This is a genomic window from Staphylococcus sp. HGB0015 (genome assembly GCF_000411275.1).
Classification (GTDB): domain Bacteria; phylum Bacillota; class Bacilli; order Staphylococcales; family Staphylococcaceae; genus Staphylococcus; species Staphylococcus schleiferi.
The window spans coordinates 385,756-408,373 of the sequence record NZ_KE150417.1; the positions used below are offsets into that span (position 1 = coordinate 385,756).

Below are 22,618 nucleotides of genomic sequence, written 5' to 3' on the forward strand. Positions count from 1 at the left end.
GATTGTAAGATCCAGCCGTTAAGCGATGGAGACTGAGTAATTCAACATACTTCATAATATTAAAGAGATAAAAACGAAGCCCGAGATGAATTCGTATAGAATACGAAAATCTCGGGCTTTATCGATGATTGAGAACGTGGGTCTCTTGCATAGTAAAGGCAATTTCAATGCCCTACTCAATAAGGCTATCGCTAATGCGAATCGTGGTTCGGTCTACCAGCGACATCCAAGAGTGCAATCACAATAACCATAACTACAGCAAGAAAAATTGGTGTGATAAGGTTAATTGGCCCTCCACCATTAAGACTATTTAAAACAAAATTGACCATTTCTAAAAGTAAAATAGCCCAAATCAATGTGATGAAGTATTTCATTTTATATTGCCTCCATATGATTGATATTTTCATTATAATATTCTTGTAGTGATTTGTATAGCTATCCTAGCATCTCGCTTGTCTTTTTTTATCATATTGTGGTAAATTAATACCTGGTATTAAAAAAATTAAAAGAAGGTGTTCAAACCATGAATGTAGGTATTAAAGGATTTGGCGCTTATGCACCTGATCGAGTAGTTGATAATGCATATTTTGAATCGTACCTAGATACATCTGATGAATGGATTTCTCAAATGACTGGGATTAAAGAACGTAGATGGGCTAATGAAGATCAAGATACTTCTGATTTAGCTTACGAGGCAAGTGTGAGGGCGATTAAAGATGCAGGTATCAATGCGCAAGATATAGACATGGTTATTGTTGCAACATCTACAGGCGATCACCGATTCCCAACAGTAGCAAATATGTTACAACAACGTTTAGGATTAAATAAAGTGGCTTCTATGGATCAATTAGCAGCATGTTCTGGATTCATGTACGGTATTGTGACGGCACGTTCGTTCGTACTTTCTGGAGAATATCAAAATGTACTTGTTGTGGGTGCAGACAAACTCTCTAAAATTACTGATTTAAACGACCGTTCGACAGCTATTTTATTTGGTGACGGTGCTGGAGCAGTTATTATTGGCGAAGTATCCGGAAATCGTGGTATTCTGAGCTATGAATTAGGCTCTGATGGCATTGGAGGAAAATACCTCTATCAAGACCAAGAGACGAATTTTATCCGTATGAATGGGCGTGAAGTTTTTAAATTTGCTGTACGCGTAATGGGAGAATCCTCACAACGCGCAGTTGAAAAAGCACATTTGAATGCGGAAGATATCAATATGTTTATACCACATCAAGCAAACATTCGCATTATGGAATCAGCGCGTCAGCGTTTGGATTTGCCAAAAGAAAAAATGAGTGTCTCAGTTGATAAATACGGGAATACTTCTGCAGCGTCTATTCCGCTCAGTGTGAAGCAGGAATTAGAAAATGGACGTATTAAAGATGATGATATTGTTGTATTTGTTGGATTTGGTGGCGGACTCACTTGGGGTTCGATTGTACTCAGATGGGGTAAATAACAGAGGAGGAAATGAACATGACAAAAAAACATCGTGTTGTAGTTACAGGCCTTGGTGCCTTGTCACCTATTGGAAATGATGTCCCATCAATGTGGGACAGCGCCCTGAAAGGCGTAAATGGTATCGATAAAATCACTAGAATTGATACAGAACCTTATCAAGTGCATATTGGTGGAGAATTAAAAGATTTTAACGTAGAAGATTTTATTCCTAAAAAAGAAGCACGTAAAATGGCACGTTTTACACAATATGCAATTGTAGCGGCGCGTGAAGCATTACAAGATTCTGGTTTAACAATTGATGAAAAGAATGCAGATCGTGTAGGTGTATGGATTGGTTCTGGTATTGGTGGTATGGAAACTTTTGAACAAGCCTACGATCAATTAAAAGCACGTGGTCCACGTCGTGTGAGTCCATTTTTTGTACCGATGTTAATTCCGGATATGGCTTCTGGTCAAGTTTCAATAGATACAGGCGCAAAAGGACCAAATGGTGCCACTGTTACAGCCTGTGCGACAGCAACAAACTCTATCGGTGAAGCTTTTAAATTTATCGAGCGCGGTGACGCTGATGCAATGATTGCTGGTGGAACAGAAGCACCAATCACACATATGGCTATTGCTGGATTTAGTGCGAGTCGAGCGTTAACAACGAATGATGATATTGAAACAGCTTGTCGACCTTTCCAAGAAGGCCGCGATGGCTTTGTAATGGGTGAAGGTGCAGGGATTTTAATACTTGAATCACTTGAGTCAGCACAAGCGCGTGGTGCTCGAATCTATGCTGAGCTTGTTGGTTACGGTGCTACTGGAGATGCATATCATATTACTGCACCGGGGCCAGAAGGTGAAGGCGGTTCTCGTGCAATGGAAGCAGCGATTCAAGATGCAGGCATTCAACCTCAAGATATTCAATACTTGAATGCACACGGGACAAGTACCCCTGTTGGTGACTTATCTGAAATCCAAGCTGTTAAAAACACATTTGGTGACGCTGCAAAATCACTGAAAATCAGTTCGACGAAATCAATGACAGGTCATCTTTTAGGTGCAACAGGCGGTATTGAAGCGATTTTCTCAATTTTATCAATTCGTGATGGTAAAATTGCGCCGACAATTCACGCTGTATCACCGGATGCTGAAATTGATTTAGATATTACGCCAAATGAAGCTGTAGATCATGAAATTGAATACGCGATGAGTAATAGCCTTGGCTTTGGCGGTCATAACGCAGTACTCATTTTCAAAAAATATAGCGAATAAAATAGCGAATTTAAATTAAAAATGCGTTCACTCTCAAAATCATTGATGGGTGAACGCATTTTTTGATTTCTCTCTTATTGGTGCCGTCCAATTTATGAATATAATAAGCAATAAGCAACGTAAAATGATAGCGAATAGTTATTCAAAGATGTTTTTTCTACAAATACAGTGTTCATATATAATAGAAGAAACACGTCAAAGAGATATACTTACATATGGTATATTGTTAACAATAATAAAATATAAGAATTAAGAAAAATAACATCTTTATACGACTATATATAAGAGTTGAACAAGTTATAGATATTTTTAAAATGATTGGATACGTTTATTTAAAAGGTTGAAAACGTTTCAAATAAACGTATTTTTAAAATTTTAATCATTAATCAAAAGTAAACCGTTTTAAAGTAAAAGCATAAAGTTGTTCCGGGAGATAAAACTGACTGCAGAATAAATGATCAATTTGAACTGAAATTTCCATTGTAAAATAATTGAATTATCTGAAATTATCGTATTTCCTAGGAAAACACTCGCCTTAAATTTATTCATTTTTTATTATGCGAGATATGCGAGTATAATAGCGATGACAAAGTAAACGACATGAATAAGAAGCGCAGGCATAATCCAAGGTGATACAAAGTATTCCGACTTTTTAGCATGCTTTGGATTAAAAAAAGCATCATCTTCAAAGCGTGAGCGATTCTTTTTACGCATCATTTGATAACGGAACTTTCTAAATCCATAACTTGTGACATCGAGTATGCCTTCTTGAATAATTAAAAAAGTGAATAGTAATATCGCGACCATGATTGTTATGGTGAAGAAGATATTGATGAAGTGTGTCCATGTATGGGTGGATAAAAGCCATATGACCAAACTTGCGATTGGTGTAAATAAGATATAAATTAAAGCATTTTTGTTTATACGTCTCATAGTTTCATTCCTCATTTAGTATTTACTCAAATTATTGTAACTTATATCCTCTCAATATACACCTATATATCTATTTTAAAAGTGTGAATTTCTTTAAATAAAACAGTGAAATATCGAGCATAGCCTATAAATTTTTATTGCGTTAAATCAAAATGTTATTGATTAAATTTTGCGAAAAGTCTATAATGACATTAATATTTCTGAAAATTTAGAAGGGAATGTTAATTTAGATTAGGGGGTATTACGCTTATGCTTAGATATACATTAAAACGTTTATTGTATATGGTCATTTCATTGTTTATCATTATTACCATTACATTTTTCTTAATGAAATTAATGCCTGGTTCTCCATTTAATGATGAAAAATTAAGTGACGAGCAAAAAACAATATTGAACGAAAAATATGGACTTAATGAGCCATTACCAGTTCAATATGCGAACTATATGAAAAATGTTGTCAAAGGAGATTTTGGTAACTCTTTCCAATACGATAATCAGCCTGTTTGGGATTTAATCAAACCAAGATTAGTGCCCTCATTGCAAATGGGGCTTTTTGCAATGGTAATAGGTGTCATCGCAGGTGTCATCCTAGGGGTTGTAGCGGCCACCCGGCAAAATACGTGGGTTGACTATTTAGCAACCTTTATTTCGGTTATTGCGATATCTGTGCCATCTTTCGTATTGGCAGTCTTACTACAATATATCTTTGCCGTACGTTTACAATGGTTTCCTGTTGCGGGGTGGGAAGGTATTTCCACAGCTATATTACCGTCGTTGGCTTTATCAGCTGTTGTTTTAGCAACAGTCGCACGTTATATTCGAGCAGAAATGATAGAAGTGTTGAGTTCAGACTACATATTACTTGCCCGAGCAAAAGGGAACTCAACTTCAAGAGTATTATTTGGTCATGCATTAAGAAATGCATTGATTCCAGTTATTACTATTCTTGTACCGATGCTAGCGGGTATTCTCACAGGAACATTAACAATTGAAAATATTTTTGGTGTACCTGGATTAGGGGACCAATTCGTTCGATCAATTACGACAAATGACTTTTCTGTCATTATGGCGATTACATTATTATTTAGTACATTATTCATCGTCTCTATTTTCATTGTCGATGTTTTATATGGCTTAATTGATCCACGAATTCGTTTGCAAGGAGGTAAGAAATGATGTCAAATGAAGAACGCAATTTACCAAAAGACGATTATTCAGGTGCAACGGTTGCTCAAACTTCAGGGATTATGAATGAAGATTTCGTTCGCACTGGCGCGCCAGACGGAAGTGAGCAAGAGTTTCAAAGAGAAGGTCGCACATTTTGGCAAGACGCTTGGTCGCAACTGACTCGAAATAAATTGGCTGTAGTCGGTATGATTGGGCTAGTCATTATTATTTTATTTGCATTAATAGGTCCATTATTGAATAGCCACGATTTTGCTGAACAAGATGTTCAACGACGTAACTTACCACCTAAAATTGCTGTATTAGATAAAGTGCCGTTTTTACCATTCACTGGTGAAGGTGTCGATGGTAACGCATATGATAAAGCACATGTTAAAGAAAATTTTTGGTTCGGTACAGATCAATTAGGACGTGACTTATGGTCTCGTACTTGGCAAGGGGCTCAAGTTTCATTATTTATTGGTTTTGTAGCTGCCTTTTTAGATATTTTTATTGGTGTCATATACGGGGCGATTTCTGGTTATTTTGGAGGCCGCGTCGATGATATTATGCAACGGTTTATTGAAATTATTTCATCTATTCCAACATTAATCGTTGTTATTTTATTCGTATTAATCTTTGAACCATCTATTTGGACGATTATTTTAGCGATGACCATTACCGGATGGATAGGCATGAGCCGTGTTGTACGTGGCGAATTCTTAAAATTGAAAAATCAAGAGTTTGTATTGGCTTCTCGTACACTTGGAACATCCGATTTCAGATTAATTTTTAAACATATTTTGCCTAACACGTTAGGTGCGATCATTGTAACATCAATGTTTACAGTGCCTAATGCGATATTCTTCGAAGCGTTTTTAAGCTTTATCGGTATCGGGGTCCCTGCACCTAGAACTTCACTCGGTTCACTTGTAAATGAGGGGCGTGCAATGTTACTTATTCACCCGCATGAATTATTTATTCCGGCAATCATTTTAAGTTTATTAATCTTATTCTTCTATCTCTTTAGTGATGGATTACGTGATGCATTTGACCCTAAAATGCGTAAATAAAGGAGGAATTTACAATGTCTGAACGTGTATTAGAAATTAATGACTTGCATGTTTCCTTCGATATTGAAGCAGGGGAAGTGCAAGCGGTAAGAGGCGTTGACTTTTATTTAAATAAAGGAGAAACGCTTGCTATTGTAGGTAAATCAGGTTCAGGGAAATCTGTTTCTACTAAAGCTATTACAAAATTGTTCCAAGGGAAATCTGGAAGAATTAAAAATGGAAGTATTATTTTTAATGGTGAAGACCTCACACAAAAATCAGAAAAAGAGTTAATGAAATTACGCGGTAAAGAGATTTCAATGATTTTCCAAGATCCTATGACATCTCTTAATCCAACTATGAAAATTGGTAAGCAAGTCATGGAGCCTATTATTAAACATATTGGTTTAAGTAAATCAGAAGCGAAAAAACGTGCCATCGAATTATTAAAGTTAGTGGGTTTAAAGCGTGTGGAAGAACGCTTCAATGCATATCCACATCAATTTTCAGGTGGTCAACGACAACGTATCGTTATTGCATTGGCGCTTGCTTGTGAACCTAAAGTGTTAATCGCGGATGAACCTACTACCGCATTAGATGTGACGATGCAGGCTCAAATTTTAGATTTGATGAAAGAATTACAACAAAAAATTGATACGTCTATCATTTTCATTACACATGATTTAGGGGTTGTTGCTAATGTTGCAGATCGTGTGGCTGTGATGTATGGCGGTCAAATGATTGAAACAGGGAATGTGGATGAAATATTCTATGACCCTAAGCACCCTTATACATGGGGATTACTTTCATCAATGCCAGATTTAGAAACAGGGAACGACACAGAATTATTAGCAATTCCTGGTTCACCACCGGATCTAATTCACCCACCAAAAGGCGATGCATTTGCACCACGAAGTGAATATGCTTTAGCGATTGACTTTAAAGAAGCGCCTCCATGGTTTAGAGTTTCGCCGACGCATTATGTTCGTTCTTGGTTGTTAGATGAACGTGCACCTCACGTTGACCCGCCAGAAATGGTAAAACGTAAGCAACGTCCAATGCCGAACAATTTTGATAAACCAGAACGTGTAGAAAGGGTGTCGTTTTAATGGCTGAAAAAGAGGTATTATTAGAAGTTAAAAACTTAAAACAGTATTTCAACCATGGCAAGCGTAATGAAGTACGTGCTGTTGAAGATATTTCTTTCAAAGTATTTAAAGGTGAAACATTTGGCCTTGTGGGAGAGTCAGGCTCTGGTAAGTCAACGACAGGTAAAGCAATAATTAAATTAAATGATGTAACTGATGGCCAGGTGCTATACGAAGGAATCAATATTCAAGATATTAAAAAGCATAAAGACTTACTTAAATTTAATAAGAAAATACAGATGATTTTCCAAGACCCTTATGCTTCACTCAATCCAAGACTTAAAGTTATGGATATCGTCGCTGAAGGGATAGATATTCATGGTTTAGCATCAGATCGGAAAGATCGCAAAAAGCGTGTTTATGATTTGTTAGAAACAGTAGGCCTGCGAAAAAGCCATGCGAATCGTTATCCACATGAGTTTTCAGGTGGTCAACGACAACGTATTGGGATTGCGCGTGCGCTTGCAGTGGAACCAGAATTTATCATTGCGGATGAACCGATTTCAGCATTAGACGTATCGATTCAAGCACAAGTTGTTAACTTAATGCAAAAATTACAACGTGAACGTAACATCACATTTCTCTTCATTGCCCATGATTTGTCGATGGTAAAATATATTTCAGATCGTATTGCTGTAATGCACTTAGGGCGCATTGTTGAGTTGGGGACTGCAGACGAGATTTATAGTCACCCTATCCATCCATATACAAAATCACTACTATCGGCTGTTCCACAACCTGACCCAGATAGTGAACGTACAAGAAAACGTGTTGAGTATAAAGAAGATGCTTCTAAAAATGATCAACGTACGTTAAAAGAATTCACAGAAGGTCATTTTGTTTTTGCGACAGACGAAGAATTTGAAAAATACCGTGAAGCGCACGGCTTATAAATGTGGGAAGGTGGAATGACAATTGAATATTAAAAGCACATTAAAAATAATAATGACTGCTATTGTAGCAGTACTTGTTTTGTCTGCCTGTGGCAATGCTGGAAGTGTCTATGATGATGAAGGGCAAGTATTTCGAAAAGTCATACCACAGGATATGACATCATTGGATACCGCTAAAGTTACAGATAGTGTGAGTTTTGATAAATTCAATCAAGTTTATGAAGGGCTTTACACTTTAAATGGTAAAGATGAAGCGGTACCTGGTGTTGCAAAAGGAGAACCTAAAATTACAAATGGTGGTAAGACTTGGACAATTAAGTTAAGAGAAAATGCGAAATGGTCCAATGGTGATCCGGTAACGGCACATGATTTCGTCTTTGCATGGCGTCGTGTTCTAGATCCAAATACAGCTTCTGAATATGCTTATATTATGTATGATTTGAAAAATGCTGAAGAAATTAACATGAGCAAAAAGAAACCGAAAGAATTAGGTGTGAAAGCTTTAGACGATCATACATTACAATTTGAATTAACTAAACCAATTCCTTATTACAAGGAAATGTTAGCTTTTGGTACATTTATGCCACAAAACGAAAAAATCGTTAAAAAGTATGGTGATCGATACGGTACGAAAGCAGATAAGGCAGTCTACAACGGTCCATTTAAAGTAAAAGAATGGGCAGTTGAAGATAAAATCTTATTAGTTAAAAATAACGACTATTGGGATAAAGATGCTGTTAAACTTGATAAGGTGAATTATAAAATTTTGAAAGATGGACAAGCCGGTGCATCTTTATACGATACAGGTTCGGTAGATGATACAGGCATCTCATCTGAACAAGTAGATAAATATAAAGATTCTCCTGCATTGAAAAAACGTTTACTCGCTTCAACGTTCTACTTGAAGTTGAATCAAGATAAAGTACCTGCTTTTAAAAATAAAGATATGCGGATTGCATTTTCACAAGCCATTGATAAAAAGGCTTACGTAGATTCAGTTTTAAACAACGGTTCTGCACCAAGTGATGCGTTTACAGCTAAAGCAACTGCTAAAACACCGGATGGCAAAGATTTTGCTGATCAAATTAAGTCACCATTAAGTTACAATCCTAAAAAAGCACGAGAGCATTATGACAAAGCGAAAAAAGCATTAGGTCAAAGTGAATTTACATTTAAATTAAATACAGAAGACACACCTGCATCTAAAATATCAGCTGAATTTATTAAAGCACAAATTGAAAAGAACTTGCCAGGTGTGACTATAAAAATTCAACAGTTACCGTTTAAACAACGTGTTGCTCGCGAACAAAGTCAGAACTATGAGATTTCATTATCTGGTTGGGGACCTGATTATCCGGATGCACTCACATTCTTAAATATTATGACAACGGGTAATGCATCGAACAAAACAGGATGGAGCAACAAAACGTATGATAAATTGGTGAAAGATGCAAACGGCGTATTATTGAAAGATGAAGAAAAACGTAATGAATCGTTAGTGAAAGCTGAAGAATTATTATTAAACGATGCGCCAATCGCACCAATATATCAAAAAGGGGAAGCACACTTAACAAACCCTCAAGTTAAAAACCTTGAATATCATAATATCGGTGGAGATACTACATTGAAATATGTATACATCGACAAAGATATTGATAGAAAAACAGGTAAGAAAAAAGAGAAATAGCATAGAAAAAGACGTCTGACAGACTGTGAATTCAGTGTTTGTCAGGCGTCTTTTGCGTTAAGAATAATGCTAATTGTTTCACTTCTTATTTGCGTTTACGTCCTAGTCCCATTGCTTTTTCCATTTTTTTCAATGTTTTAGAAGAAACACGATGCGCTTTGTCGCGTCCTTCGTCTAATATTTGATCTAAGCGGTCTGATTCTAAGAAATGGTGATATTTTTCTTGGAAGTCGATTAAAAAGTTTTCGACCACTTCTGCCAAATCGCCTTTAAATGTCCCATAGCCTTCATTGGCATAGCGTTTTTCTAGGTTAGAAATAGATTCTCCAGTCAAACTAGAATAGATGGTTAATAAATTAGAAATACCTGGCTTTTGTTCTGGATCAAACTGAATAATACCATCAGAATCTGTAACGGCACTTTTGATTTTTTTAGCTGCGACTTTAGGTTCATCGAGTAACGAAATAAAGTTTTTCTGATTGTCATCACTTTTACTCATTTTTTTCGTTGGATCTTGAAGACTCATAACACGTCCACCTATTTTTGGCATTTGGACTTCTGGTTTAGTTAAAATATCGTTGTAACGATAGTTAAAACGATCGACAAGATTACGTGTTAACTCCATATGTTGTTTTTGATCATCACCCACGGGAACGATATCAGTGTTGTATAGCACAATATCTGCAGCCATAAGAGGTGGATAAGTTAAGAGTCCTGCAGGAATACCTTCCGTTTGTTTTTGTGATTTGTCTTTAAATTGAGTCATACGCTCCAATTCACCAATTGAAGAAATGGTTGTTAACATCCAGCCAGCTTGTACATGTGCAGGCACTTCTGATTGGATAAATAAAGTGATTTTATCTGGATTGAGACCGGAAGCAAGATAAATGGCAGCAAGTTGACGTGTTTGCTTTCTTAATTTCAACCGATCTTGAGGAACTGTAATCGCGTGTTGATCGACAATACAAAAGTAACATTCATAATCGTCTTGTATATCGACAAATTGTTTAAGCGCCCCGATGTAATTACCGATTGTCGGAATACCACTCGGTTGAATTCCCGAAAATAATGTTTTCATAATGACTAGCCTACTTTCTTTCTTGGTTATTCAATACTATTGTAACAGTATTTTCTTTGTTTGTAAGTTATGTTAATATTAAGGAAGTAACCAAATTGAAAAAAATCATACTAAAGTCTGATTATTGCAATCATTTGATTATTTTACAGATTTCTCATTTAATTTTAATGTTTCAGGTGTATAATATAAACATAAGCGTTAGAAGCAAAGATAAATTAAGATTAGAATTGTTTATATATGATTAAGCAGTTGATCTTGAAGCGTTAAATTACAATGAATGACATTCATTAAATTAGGAGAGTGAGATGTATGGTAACATTATTTACTTCACCAAGTTGCACATCTTGCCGTAAAGCGAAAGCATGGTTACAAGAACATGACATTCCGTATACGGAGCGTAATATTTTTTCTGAACATTTAACTTTAGATGAAATTAAACAAATCTTGAAAATGACTGAAGATGGAACGGACGAAATTATTTCTACACGTTCTAAAACTTACCAAAAATTAAATGTGGACATTGATGCATTGCCACTTCAAGATTTATACACAATTATTCAAGACAACCCTGGTATTTTACGTCGTCCAATTATTTTAGACGATAAACGATTACAAGTAGGTTATAACGAAGACGAAATTCGTCGTTTCTTACCACGTAAAGTACGTACGTTCCAATTGCAAGAAGCACAACGTATGGTTGATTAAATATAAGCGTTTTGAATCACTATTGTGAGACGAGCGTTAGCATATTAAAAGGACTGGAAAATCACTTCCAGTCCTTTTAATTATGATGACAGAGAAGTGCCAAATGATAGAGCTAATCATAAACCATCATACATTTCTCCATTTTCAATGTGTGTGCCTAACGGGTGTCATGTAAGGGAGATATGTTATACTGAAAGTGTTAAGGTACACAATTTTATTTGATACAGTCAAATAGATTGTGTTTTTATTGGTTGTCTAATACAATAGGGTTACTATTCATCGACTGTAAGGAGTGAGATGATATGAGAATAGAACGTATAGACGATATGACTGTAAAACTTTTTATCACATATACAGATATTGAGGCGCGTGGATTTAAGCGTGAAGATCTTTGGACTAACCGTAAACGAGGCGAAGAATTTTTCTGGTCCGTTATGGAAGAAATCAATGAAGAAGAAGATTTTGTCGTTGAAGGACCGTTATGGATACAAGTACATGCCTTTGAAAAAGGTGTCGAAGTAACGATTTCAAAATCTAAAAATGATGATTTGATGCAAATGTCTGAAGAAGATAGTACCTTTGATGAATTCGATAGCCAATTGAATGAATTATTATCACAGTCGTTGAAAGATGAACAAACATCAGATAGTCAAAATGAAAGAGAACGTACGCATAAGACTAAAGCACCGACACCACGTACTGCGATTTTTAAATTTGAAAATTTAGAGAATGTCATTGAATATGCACATCGTAACGATCAACAATTGACTGATTTTGAAGATTTACTTTATATGATAGATCAAACGTATTATTATGCAGTTCATTTTGATGAATCTGTTCAAGAAGAAGACATTCATGATTTCTATGGTCAAATATTAGAATTTGCAATGCCAAGTGATCGAACAGCGTACTATCTAAATGATTATGGCAAAATTATAATGAGTCATAATGTAACAGAACAAGTGAAACGTTATTTTCCTTTAAGTGATTAATTAATGACAAAAAAATAATTATGCCTATAAAACGAGTTCTCGCGGATTTTTTCGAGAACTCGTTTTTAAATACTAAAAAGATAGTAGATATTAAGAGTGAGCAATGATTGTGTCAAACTTCATCCGTTAAACTCATCCTTTATAGAGAAGTCCGATGTGAAATTTTAACAGACTCTCTCGTTGTTTTTTTTAAGTTATTCTTTGTTTAAATTTGGTAGAATTCTTTATTTTTTTTACCTATTTCATCTCTGACTCGTTGAAAAACTGACCACTCTTTACCTGCAGGATCATCAAAATACCAATGCTCTTTTTTGACATTTGGTGGTAAGGTAGGGCAGTTATCATCTGCATGACTGCACAGCGTTACGACTAAATCAGCTTGAATTATGATATCTTTATCAATTAAATCTGATGTATGGTTTGATAAATCGATATTTACTTCTTTCATGGCTTCTATCGCTTTAGGGTTGAGTCCATGACTCTCAATAACAGCAGAAAAAACATTCCATTTTTCTCCTAATATTTTCTTCGCCCATCCCTCAGCCATTTAACTACGGCATGAGTTACCAGTACATAAAAAATAAATGGTTTCTTTATTCATATTTAAAACCTCTTTTCTTAAAAAAATACGAGTGTGAAGTATAAACCAAGCAATGTAACAAACAATACAGGAACCGTAATGACAACGCCAATTTTAAAATAAGTGCCCCAAGAAATTTTAATCCCTTTTTGAGTGAGGACATGCAACCATAATAAAGTCGCTAATGAACCAATTGGCGTAATTTTAGGCCCTAAATCTGAGCCGATAACATTCGCATAAATCATGCCTTCCTTTATAAGACCCGTTACTTCAGATTGTCCTATAGCAATTGCATCTATTAAAACCGTCGGCAAATTGTTCATGATTGAGGATAAAAATGCAGCTATAAAGCCCATACCTATGACACTACTGAATAAGCCATAATTTGAAATATAAGATAACGCGTGAGCTAAGAGGGCTGTAATCCCGGCATTTTTTAAACCGAATACGACCAGGTACATCCCTATTGAGAACAGTACAATATTCCAAGGCGCGCCTAGAACGATTTGCTTAGTATGAACAGCTTCAGATTGATGTGCGCAACCCAGAAATATGAGTGCGATAATCCCGATGATGATGGATACTGGAATATGGATAAGGCCACCTAAGAGATAGCCAGCTAACAATGCGACTAAGATGAACCATGACAGTATGAACAATTTTGGATCTTTAACGGCATCTTTGGGCGCTTTTAAATGAGAGATATTAAAAGTTTGAGGTATAGACTTTCTAAAATAAAGCCATAGGACAGAAATGCTTGCAATTAATGCGAAAAGATTAGGGATGAACATTCGACCTAAATATTGTAAGAAATCTATGCCAAAGTAATCAGCAGAAATAATATTCACTAAATTGCTGACAATTAAAGGCAAAGATGTCGTATCTGCGACAAAGCCACAGGCGATAATAAATGGAAAGATCGTGTTGGGTTTAAAACCTAAATGTTTAACCATCGCTAATACAATGGGGGTCAAATTTAAGGCTGCACCATCATTTGCAAAGAAAGCAGCGACAACAGCACCTAATAACATGATGAACACAAACATTTTTAAACCATTGCCGTTTGAAGCCTTTACCATATGAATGGCTGCCCATTCGAAAAAGCCAATCTCATCTAAAATGAGTGAAATGATCATAATCGCGATAAAAGCTAAAGTCGCATTCCAAACGATATGCGTCACTTCTCCTACATCTGCCCATTGAACAACGCCTGTAAGTAGCGCAATACCCGCACCTATTAAAGCAGTTATACCAATGTCTAACCCTTTAGGCTGCCATATGACAAAAACTAAAGTTAAAATGAAAATCGCAATTGCTAAAAATGTAAGCATGTTTATCCACCTGACTTAAAATTTTAAACCACAGTATGAATTCAATTACCTTTTTGAACGTATTTAAAACTTAGGTCGTATACTTGTTTATAAGATAAGCTTAATATATTAAGTCAAACTTGTATGACTTGTAATGATCAGCTAGCTAAGATAACACAATTGTTTTTAACGAGTTGTGTTTAAAAAGGGGCACTGAAAAAAATTTGAAGTAATCTTTTACGTTTGTACGTGTATGTAATTGAGGTGACGAGATGTTAACAGCATACAATGAGCAATTAGAGCAAGTTTTCGCACAACATGCGTCCAAACAAGAGCAGTACTTTTGTCCAATTTGTAAAGCAGCTGTCATTTTAAAACAAGGGACTACTAAAAATGCCCATTTTGCCCATCAATCCAATCTCCATTCGGCACGTCAGATGAAAGGTGAATCTGAACAGCATCATCGTTGCAAATCTCATTTATATCTTCAATTAAAAGAGAGCCACGCTGATGTAAAATTAGAACCCTATTTGAAAGCAATTAATCAAATTCCAGACCTGATTGTAGGACGTTGGGCATTAGAAATTCAGTTAAGTATGATTTCTTGTAAACGAATGCGACAACGGACGGTGGGATTAACGCAACTAGGCTATTATGTCTTATGGCTTACAGCATTACCTAAAATTAAACAAGGCCGCTTCATTCTGACACAACTTCATCAACAAGCAATTTTACCAGAGTCTTATTCTCTTTTTTGTATCAATACGGAGACAGATAGTATTTACCGAATTTCACAACTTGTTCCGCTTACAGCAACACAGTTTTATGGTGAAATGACCGCGATTCCTGTCGCACAGCTTTGCCATTATTTAAGTCATCAAACGCCTGAAGAAATGATTGTTCGTAAATTATCGACTGCGACAATCTTAAGTTATATAAGACAATGTCGTCAAAAAAACAATGTGCGAGAACCTACAATATCGCTATTGTACCAATTACAATTAACAGATGAACAAGTTATTAAATTAACGGGATTTTTATTTCCAGAACAAATTTATATTCGTACCCACCCTGTTTTATGGCAGTTATGGATATTGAAGAGCATACAAAGTCAGGTACCAAGCCACGCACTTCTAGCTAAAAATATAAAATTGCGTCAGTTTGCTGTGAAAGAAGTGAATGCATCAAAATTAATTAACACCATAGTAGCGCGATATATTAAATTTTTAAATTTATAAGTGAATAGTGTGCATTATTGTGAGAAAAATGAGAAAATAGAATTATTATCAACACCAAGAGGAGGAAAAAATAATGTCACAACAACTTACAAGAGAACAACAAGAACAAAAATATCCTGAATACTCATGGGATTTAACAACTATTTTTGAAAGTGATGAAGCTTGGGAAGAAGCATTTAAAACGGTTGAAAGCTATTTAGGAAAAGAAGCTCAATTTAAAGGTCGCTTAGGTGATGACGCAGAAACGTTATATCAAGCTCTATCACTCGAAGATGAAATTGAAACAGAACTTGAATCTGTATATGTTTATGCACATTTAAAACAAGACCAAGATACAGCGAACGATCAGTATACTGGGTTTGAAGCACGTGCCCATCAATTAGCAATTAAAATAAGTTCAGCTTGGAGCTTTTTAGTACCTGAATTACTTCAAATAGATGAGAAAACAATTGAATCATATGTTGCCTCTCATGAAGGTTTGAAACGTTTTGAGTTCGATTTACAATTAATCAACGAAAAGCGACCACACATTTTAGATGCTGAGCAGGAAAAATTATTAACTGAGGCACAAGATGCACTATCCACACCAGGCAATGTATTTAGTATGTTTGATAATGCAGACCTTACTTTTGAAGATGTAACGGATAAGGATGGTCAAAAACACCCATTAACGCAAGGTACATTTATTAAATATTTAGAGTCTGATGATCGTGTACTACGCAAATCTGCTTTTGAAAATGTATATAAAGCTTATGGAAGCTACAACAACACGTTAGGTGCTACGCTAGCAGGTGAAGTGAAGAAGCATGTATTTAATGCGCGATCACATCATTATGAGAGTGCCCGTGCACAAGCTTTAGGAAATAACAATATTCCTGAAGAAGTTTATGATAATCTCGTGAAAACAGTCCATGAATATTTGCCATTATTACATCGATATACAAAATTAAGAAAATCATTGTTAGGTGTAGAAGATTTAAAAATGTACGATATGTATACACCAATGGTTAAAGATATCAAATTCGAAATGCCATACAATGAAGCGGTTGATTGGATGTTAAAAGGTTTGGAACCAATGGGCGAAGAATATTTAAATGTGATTAAAGAGGGCTTAAACAATCGCTGGGTAGACGTATATGAAAATAAAGGAAAACGTTCAGGTGCGTATTCATCAGGTGCACATAAAACGAATCCATTTATTTTATTGAACTGGTCTGACACTGTTTCTGATTTATATACGTTAGTCCATGAGTTTGGTCATTCGGCGCATAGTTATTTTAGCCGCCAAAATCAACCATCTAACATGAGTGATTATTCTATTTTCGTAGCTGAAGTTGCTTCAACATGTAACGAAGCATTAATGAGCCATTACATGGATAAACACCTTGATGATAAACGTCGTCTATTATTATTAAACCAAGAATTAGAACGCTTTAGAGCTACACTTTTCCGTCAAACGATGTTTGCAGAATTTGAGCATAAAATTCATAAAATCGAGGAAGCAGGCGAGCCATTAACAGCGAATCGTATGAATGAAGAATACGCTGCATTGAATCGTCAATACTTTGGTGACACAGTAGAAACAGATGAAAACATTAGTAAAGAGTGGTCTAGAATCCCTCATTTCTATATGAACTATTATGTCTATCAATATGCAACAGGTTATAGTGCTGCACAAAGTTTAAGTCACCAAATTTTAACTGAAGGCCAACCAGCCGTTGAACGTTACATCAATGAATTTTTGAAAAAAGGAAGCTCAAATTATCCAATTGAAATCTTAAAAAATGCTGGTGTAGATATGACAACACCACAACCAATTGAGGATGCATGTAAAGTCTTCGAACAAAAATTGGATGCCTTTGAAAAATTAATGAAAGCTTGATGGGTATGAATTCGTTTACAATATGACGGTTTTGTGAAAATTTTAGTTTTTAGTCTTAAATGGTTGAAACCATAAAACACTCGTGTTATATTGTGAGCATGAAATTAATCACATAACAAACATACCCCTTTGTTTGAAGTGAAAAATTTCTCCCATCCCCTTTGTTTAGCGCCGTGTCGAAACACGGCGTTTTTTATTTGTCCATTTTTAGCTATACCTACATTCTAAATCCCATACGATGTCATTATAATATATTCAATAACTAAAATCGTGTCGTGTTAACGTTATACATGCGTTCGTCACCTATAGTGTTAAAGTCTGCCTTGCCATAACAATCGACAAAATGAAGCGTCATCAACACTGATAAAGTGAAACAAAAAATAAACACTAGACAAGTATTGTCGCCTAATAGCTTGGTTGCTATATACGTCAAATTTATCTAGTGTTATTTCATTTATTTATAATCGTCATATTTACATCTTTGATTTCCAAAAGACGCCCTCAGGATAAGTCATCTTCGTAATCTTCTGTTGCAACATTAATTTTTTTAATTCTTTTTTTAAAGTTTTCTCTGGCCATTCATAAATTGTCAATAACTCTTCTTCTGTCACCAACTGTTTTTGTTGAATATAATCAGCTAAATTCGGTGGTAAAGATTTTTCGATAGGGCTTCCCATCATTTCATTAATAATATACGTATAGATATGATATGGGTATAGACCTTCTACTTTCAAACCTTCTTCTTGAATATCTTCATTAAAAAACACAAGAGAAGGGGCTTGTTCAACTTCCATTTCTCGAGCGATATGGAGATCCACTTTTAAACTTTCACGCAACTGTCCGTTCTTTAAATCATCTTTGTAAACGTCTAAATCTAAACCTGCATTAATGATACATTTACGTATCATTTCTTCTGTAACAATGTCGGGCTTGGGGATGATCTCATTTTGAATTAAATGCATAAAACGATGTGCACGTGCACGCCCTTGTAATTCGGCAGCTTTAAATGCAAGTGCAATGTTATCCCGATCTGAAGTGCTTTGTGCCTGACATTTAGTTAAAACACGCAAAGAAGGGTTTAATATATGACGAATACGGATATATTGATGGTATTCAATGCGTAACTTTGACAAAATCGCAGAAAGTTTAAAGCTGTCCATACTAAATGGATCAAAAAAAGAGTAAATTTCAATCTTACTTACAGGTGAAAGATTTGAATCTTCACGACAAGTATTCACGATAGCTCTCAATTCTTTCGTCATGTTATTTCACCTACAATTAATTTTCTATATTGACCATATGATTTGCGGTTAAACTTAGTCTTTCATACAAGTAATCGCCCACGCCATACGGAAGTTGTGCTTCTGTAATAGCAATGTGCATGTTTTCCAACCATGCGGCTTTTGCTTGATGGTCTATCGGAAAAGACATGTGACGCATTCTTAACATCGGATGCCCATGTTCTTGCGTATATAAGTCCGGTCCACCTAGAAATTGCGTTAGAAACTGTTTTTGTTTGCGTGCCGTCTCTGCAAAATCGCCAGGAAACAAATGATTAATTCTATTATCTTGTTCTACTAGTCTATAGAAATGATCAATTAAGGCGTATAACTTTTCTTGCCCAATCACTTCATAAGGTGTCTGTGCCATCTTCATCACCGCTCAAGTTTCGTATTATATATAAATGATAACATGAATTTTTACATTTCAAAGCAAAAACACTTGTACATGAACTGTTTACATGTCATACTATTGAATTTTATGAATGGATCCCTCATCAATTGAATGAAACGACGCTTGCATAGTGCACAATCATCTTTTCTTTTTATTTATGGTTTGATTGTGCTTTTTTGTATTCAAAAAAGCGTTGTACTTTATTTTTTGGTGTATCCGGCTCTAATTGTAGTTGGTCTAATAATTGATGAAATGCATGTTTTCCTGTTTCAAAATCGGATACTTCAAACTCTAATTCGTAATCTTCAGTATCTAAATACGTACTATGGTCTAAGACAAGTAAACCATGTGCTGTTTCAGTTTCAAGGCGATAGGTTGTTAATGCACCTAGAACTAGCAGATCTTGCATCGCTACGTGACGTTGTTCGAGAACTTCTCGAATGGATGTGTCAATGATATCGACAGGGACAGGTTCCTCTTGTTTAGGTGCCCAAGTCACTTGTGCATTGTGCTCTAATAAGCCAACTTGATCTGGCACTTTCAATGTCATCTCATTAGAAGCGTTTTGCTTTTCTCTTATTCTTAAAGCCATTTTCTGCGATTGAATTTGAAAGTCTGGTGTATCAATATAATAATTAACTTGCTTAAAAGGGGATTGCTTTGAAAAGTATTGCGCTTTAATCTTCTCGTAATGCGCTTTATCGAGTCGTTGTTTAAATTCAATTTCACGTTCAATTGCCATTGATGATCACTCCTTATTGACTTATTATGCCGAAGTATGTGGTGTTTTGAAAGTAATTCACTTGAGTTTGTTTTGAACGATGAGTGTCACGTTAAATTATGTTAAAATGTTACGTGATGAGGAGGAAAAGATATGCGTATTTATGTCAACGAAGTTAAAATTCAAGATAACCGTATCTTATGTTATACGGATGAACCTACGAAAGGTTTTACTGAAGCGGGACAAATGCTTGCTGATAGTGATCGTCACGCCTTTGTTTATTTATTAGATGATGGGTCTTCGTTCTCGTACTTAATGTTTGTACAGGAAACTTGGCCAATGCTTCATGAACATCGGGGCAAAGAAGTAGTGATTAACGATGAATTAACGTTAACGCAATTTTCTCCTGAGTTGGACTACTTATTAGAAAACATAGAAGGTAATTCCAATTATGGAAAAGAATTTGTGACTGCCGTAGAAGAAACATTTGAACTCGTATGAAGCGGAGTGAAGTAAGATGAACCAATGGGAAATTTTTCTAGCACCATATCAACAAGCGATTGATGAATTAAAAGTAAAGCTGAAAGGCTTAAGAAAACAATATGAAGTTGCAGAACACAATTCACCAATCGAATTCGTAACAGGTCGTGTGAAACCCATTACGAGCATTATTGATAAAGCGAATAAAAGGGGTATTCCATTTGATCGTTTACGTGAAGAAATGTATGATATTGCCGGTTTACGAATGATGTGTCAATTTGTAGATGATATTGACATTGTGGTTGATTTACTAAGGCAACGTCAAGATTTTAAGGTCATCGAAGAACGTGATTATATTAGTAATACTAAGCAAAGTGGATACCGTTCATATCATGTGATTATTGAATACCCAATTGAAACATTAGATGGTTCAAAGTCAATTTTAGCTGAGATTCAAATTCGTACTTTAGCCATGAATTTTTGGGCAACGATTGAGCATACGCTTCGATATAAATATGATGGGGATTACCCACCCGAAATTCAAACGAGATTAGAACGTGCAGCGGAAGCCGCTTTCTTATTAGATGAAGAAATGTCAGAAATTAAAGAAGAGATTCAAGAAGCTCAAAAATATTATTCGAAAAAACGTGCGAACAAGCATGAGGATCGCGGGGTGGATTGATGCGCTACGTTATATTATCTAAAGGAGATTCAAAATCTGAAGCGCTGAAGCATAAAATGATGTGCCATATGGAAGATTTTAAAATGATTGAGGATCCAGAAAATCCTGAAATCGTTATTTCAGTAGGCGGTGATGGAACTTTATTACAAGCTTTTCATCATTATAGTCATATGCTGTCTCGATGTGCGTTTGTCGGGATACATACAGGTCATCTCGGATTTTATGCGGATTGGTTACCACATGAGGTAGAAAAATTAATTATAGAGATTAATAACTCTGAATTCCAAGTCATTGAATATCCACTGCTTGAGATTGTGATTCGATACAATGATAAAGGTTATGAAACACGCTACCTCGCGCTTAATGAAGCGACTATGAAAACCGAAAATGGAACAACGCTTGTTGTAGATTTAGACATTCGTGGTCAACACTTTGAACGATTTAGAGGAGACGGGTTATGTATTTCTACGCCCTCTGGTTCGACAGCTTACAACAAAGCATTAGGCGGGGCATTGATTCATCCTTCATTAGAAGCAATTCAGATTGCTGAAATTGCCTCAATCAATAACCGCGTTTTCCGTACGGTCGGCTCTCCTTTAGTGTTGCCTAAACATCATACATGTCATGTGAAACCGGTCAATCATGATAGCATTTTAACGACCATTGATCATGTAAGTGTTAAACATAAAAATGTCAATGCGATTCAATATCGTGTGGCTAACGAAAAGATTCGTTTTGCACGTTTTAGACCTTTCCCATTCTGGAAACGTGTTCACGATTCATTTATTTCTAGTGGTGATGAATCGTGATATTTAAATATCATATCCAAACGTCTATGACACTAAAGTCATTCTTATATGAACAACAATTTTCTAAAAAGACGATTAGCGCCATTAAACAAAATGGCGCTTTACTTGTTAATGGTGATCCGAAGACTGTGCGTTATACGTTACAAAGTGATGATAGTTTAGAAGTTCATCTTCCTAAAGAGCTTCCGAGTCCATATCTTCAGCCTTTTCTAGCACCGCTGGATATTTTGTATGAGGATGAATGGCTACTTGTTGTCGTGAAGCCACAACAACAAAATACGGCACCTTCACGAGAACATCCTCATGAAAGTTTAGTTGAACAGGTGTTAGCGTATATGCAACAGCGCAATGAACGGGGCATCCCGCATGTTGTTACACGGTTGGATCGCAATACAACGGGGATTGTTATTATTGCGAAATCACGTCATGTGCATCATTTAATGAGTCGTATTGAGATTGAAAAATACTATGAGTGTATTTGTCATGGGGTTTTGGAACAAGACGGTTTTATTGATGTACCCATTGCACGGGATACACAAAGCATTATTAAACGTAGGGTCTCAGAAGACGGTAAATCCGCTCTGACCTATTATGCACCTATTAAAAATTTCAAGACTTATACATGGTGTCGTGTTAAACTTGAAACGGGTAGAACGCATCAGATTCGCGTTCATTTCGAATACATCAATGCACCATTAGTAGGGGATACATTATATGGAGGGGCACACCCTACTTATCAAACACAATTATTGAAATGCGCAGAAGTCAGGTTTGTACATCCATTGACAAATAAAGAAATCAACATCAGGAATCAACATCCAAACTTCGAGCAAGTTTTAACCACTTTGTAGATATACGGATTG

The 22,618-nt window shown here is 35.8% G+C and carries 23 protein-coding genes; 15 read left to right on the forward strand and 8 right to left on the reverse strand.

Features of this window, described 5'->3' with window-relative positions; all coding sequences use genetic code 11:
* Positions 1-191 precede the first annotated feature (191 nt).
* The gene (locus HMPREF1208_RS01825) at positions 192-374 is read right to left on the reverse strand and encodes a DUF2929 family protein (protein ID WP_016424639.1); all 183 of its coding nucleotides are present in this window, start codon (positions 372-374) and stop codon (positions 192-194) included.
* 149 nt (positions 375-523) lie between these two features.
* Here HMPREF1208_RS01825 and HMPREF1208_RS01830 point away from each other — a divergent pair, with 149 nt between their 5' ends.
* Positions 524-1,465 carry a beta-ketoacyl-ACP synthase III gene (locus HMPREF1208_RS01830; RefSeq protein ID WP_016424640.1) on the forward strand — a complete coding sequence of 314 codons (942 nt, stop codon included), beginning with the start codon at positions 524-526 and terminating at the stop codon, positions 1,463-1,465.
* Positions 1,466-1,482: 17 nt separating this feature from the next.
* Positions 1,483-2,727: a beta-ketoacyl-ACP synthase II gene (gene fabF / locus HMPREF1208_RS01835; protein ID WP_016424641.1), complete on the forward strand. Its 1,245-nt coding sequence runs from the start codon at positions 1,483-1,485 to the stop codon at positions 2,725-2,727.
* A 555-nt stretch (positions 2,728-3,282) separates the two neighbouring features.
* Here fabF and HMPREF1208_RS01840 read toward each other — a convergent pair.
* Positions 3,283-3,660 carry a DUF3899 domain-containing protein gene (locus HMPREF1208_RS01840; protein WP_016424642.1) on the reverse strand — a complete coding sequence of 126 codons (378 nt, stop codon included), beginning with the start codon at positions 3,658-3,660 and terminating at the stop codon, positions 3,283-3,285.
* 249 nt (positions 3,661-3,909) lie between these two features.
* On the opposite strand from HMPREF1208_RS01840, the gene opp3b reads away from it, so the two are divergent.
* The 5 genes from opp3b to HMPREF1208_RS01865 are packed head-to-tail and all read left to right on the forward strand — an operon-like array spanning position 3,910 to position 9,604.
* The gene (gene opp3b, locus HMPREF1208_RS01845) at positions 3,910-4,836 is read left to right on the forward strand and encodes an oligopeptide ABC transporter permease (RefSeq protein ID WP_016424643.1); all 927 of its coding nucleotides are present in this window, start codon (positions 3,910-3,912) and stop codon (positions 4,834-4,836) included.
* The gene (gene opp3C, locus HMPREF1208_RS01850) at positions 4,836-5,897 is read left to right on the forward strand and encodes an oligopeptide ABC transporter permease (protein WP_037559206.1); all 1,062 of its coding nucleotides are present in this window, start codon (positions 4,836-4,838) and stop codon (positions 5,895-5,897) included. Before opp3b ends, opp3C begins: the two co-directional genes overlap by 1 nt.
* A gap of 14 nt (positions 5,898-5,911) precedes the next feature.
* Complete coding sequence (locus HMPREF1208_RS01855; RefSeq protein WP_016424645.1) at positions 5,912-6,985, forward strand: ABC transporter ATP-binding protein; 1,074 nt, start codon at positions 5,912-5,914, stop codon at positions 6,983-6,985.
* Positions 6,985-7,917, forward strand: coding sequence for an ABC transporter ATP-binding protein (locus HMPREF1208_RS01860; RefSeq protein ID WP_016424646.1), 933 nt, complete (start codon positions 6,985-6,987; stop codon positions 7,915-7,917). Before HMPREF1208_RS01855 ends, HMPREF1208_RS01860 begins: the two co-directional genes overlap by 1 nt.
* A 52-nt stretch (positions 7,918-7,969) precedes the next feature.
* Entirely contained in the window at positions 7,970-9,604 is a 1,635-nt protein-coding gene (locus HMPREF1208_RS01865; RefSeq protein ID WP_037559208.1) for a peptide ABC transporter substrate-binding protein, read from the forward strand.
* A gap of 85 nt (positions 9,605-9,689) precedes the next feature.
* On the opposite strand, the gene trpS is transcribed toward HMPREF1208_RS01865, so the two are convergent.
* Positions 9,690-10,682: a tryptophan--tRNA ligase gene (gene trpS / locus HMPREF1208_RS01870; RefSeq protein WP_016424648.1), complete on the reverse strand. Its 993-nt coding sequence runs from the start codon at positions 10,680-10,682 to the stop codon at positions 9,690-9,692.
* A gap of 309 nt (positions 10,683-10,991) precedes the next feature.
* Between trpS and spxA the strand changes: the two genes are divergently transcribed.
* Positions 10,992-11,387: a transcriptional regulator SpxA gene (spxA, locus tag HMPREF1208_RS01875; RefSeq protein ID WP_016424649.1), complete on the forward strand. Its 396-nt coding sequence runs from the start codon at positions 10,992-10,994 to the stop codon at positions 11,385-11,387.
* A gap of 302 nt (positions 11,388-11,689) precedes the next feature.
* Positions 11,690-12,379 carry an adaptor protein MecA gene (mecA, locus tag HMPREF1208_RS01880; protein WP_016424650.1) on the forward strand — a complete coding sequence of 230 codons (690 nt, stop codon included), beginning with the start codon at positions 11,690-11,692 and terminating at the stop codon, positions 12,377-12,379.
* A 205-nt stretch (positions 12,380-12,584) separates the two neighbouring features.
* Here the strand turns inward: mecA and HMPREF1208_RS01885 are convergent, their stop codons facing one another.
* A complete protein-coding gene (locus HMPREF1208_RS01885; RefSeq protein ID WP_016424651.1) occupies positions 12,585-12,926 on the reverse strand; it encodes an arsenate reductase/protein-tyrosine-phosphatase family protein in 342 nt (113 codons plus the stop codon).
* 71 nt (positions 12,927-12,997) lie between these two features.
* Positions 12,998-14,290 carry an arsenite efflux transporter membrane subunit ArsB gene (gene arsB, locus HMPREF1208_RS01890; RefSeq protein ID WP_016424652.1) on the reverse strand — a complete coding sequence of 431 codons (1,293 nt, stop codon included), beginning with the start codon at positions 14,288-14,290 and terminating at the stop codon, positions 12,998-13,000.
* 251 nt (positions 14,291-14,541) lie between these two features.
* On the opposite strand from arsB, the gene HMPREF1208_RS01895 reads away from it, so the two are divergent.
* On the forward strand, positions 14,542-15,507 hold the full coding sequence (locus HMPREF1208_RS01895; protein WP_016424653.1) for a competence protein CoiA: 966 nt from the start codon (positions 14,542-14,544) through the stop codon (positions 15,505-15,507).
* A gap of 73 nt (positions 15,508-15,580) precedes the next feature.
* On the forward strand, positions 15,581-17,389 hold the full coding sequence (gene pepF, locus HMPREF1208_RS01900; protein WP_016424654.1) for an oligoendopeptidase F: 1,809 nt from the start codon (positions 15,581-15,583) through the stop codon (positions 17,387-17,389).
* A gap of 473 nt (positions 17,390-17,862) precedes the next feature.
* Here pepF and yjbH read toward each other — a convergent pair whose 3' ends face one another.
* From yjbH to HMPREF1208_RS01915, 3 genes are all read right to left on the reverse strand, one after another.
* Entirely contained in the window at positions 17,863-18,651 is a 789-nt protein-coding gene (gene yjbH, locus HMPREF1208_RS01905; protein ID WP_016424655.1) for a protease adaptor protein YjbH, read from the reverse strand.
* A gap of 16 nt (positions 18,652-18,667) precedes the next feature.
* Positions 18,668-19,039, reverse strand: coding sequence for a truncated hemoglobin YjbI (locus HMPREF1208_RS01910; protein ID WP_016424656.1), 372 nt, complete (start codon positions 19,037-19,039; stop codon positions 18,668-18,670).
* 175 nt (positions 19,040-19,214) lie between these two features.
* Positions 19,215-19,805 carry a CYTH domain-containing protein gene (locus HMPREF1208_RS01915; RefSeq protein ID WP_016424657.1) on the reverse strand — a complete coding sequence of 197 codons (591 nt, stop codon included), beginning with the start codon at positions 19,803-19,805 and terminating at the stop codon, positions 19,215-19,217.
* Between the two features lie 132 nt (positions 19,806-19,937).
* Between HMPREF1208_RS01915 and HMPREF1208_RS01920 the strand changes: the two genes are divergently transcribed.
* From HMPREF1208_RS01920 to HMPREF1208_RS01935, 4 genes are read left to right on the forward strand one after another with little or no spacing between them, the layout of a single operon-like run.
* On the forward strand, positions 19,938-20,285 hold the full coding sequence (locus tag HMPREF1208_RS01920; protein ID WP_016424658.1) for a hypothetical protein: 348 nt from the start codon (positions 19,938-19,940) through the stop codon (positions 20,283-20,285).
* A 16-nt stretch (positions 20,286-20,301) separates the two neighbouring features.
* Complete coding sequence (locus HMPREF1208_RS01925) at positions 20,302-20,946, forward strand: GTP pyrophosphokinase (protein ID WP_016424659.1); 645 nt, start codon at positions 20,302-20,304, stop codon at positions 20,944-20,946.
* Positions 20,946-21,755 carry an NAD kinase gene (locus tag HMPREF1208_RS01930; RefSeq protein ID WP_016424660.1) on the forward strand — a complete coding sequence of 270 codons (810 nt, stop codon included), beginning with the start codon at positions 20,946-20,948 and terminating at the stop codon, positions 21,753-21,755. The genes HMPREF1208_RS01925 and HMPREF1208_RS01930 overlap by 1 nt, the downstream gene beginning before the upstream one ends.
* Positions 21,752-22,606 (forward strand): RluA family pseudouridine synthase, encoded by an 855-nt coding sequence (locus tag HMPREF1208_RS01935; protein ID WP_016424661.1) that lies wholly within the window; start codon positions 21,752-21,754, stop codon positions 22,604-22,606. The genes HMPREF1208_RS01930 and HMPREF1208_RS01935 overlap by 4 nt, the downstream gene beginning before the upstream one ends.
* Positions 22,607-22,618 lie beyond the last annotated feature (12 nt).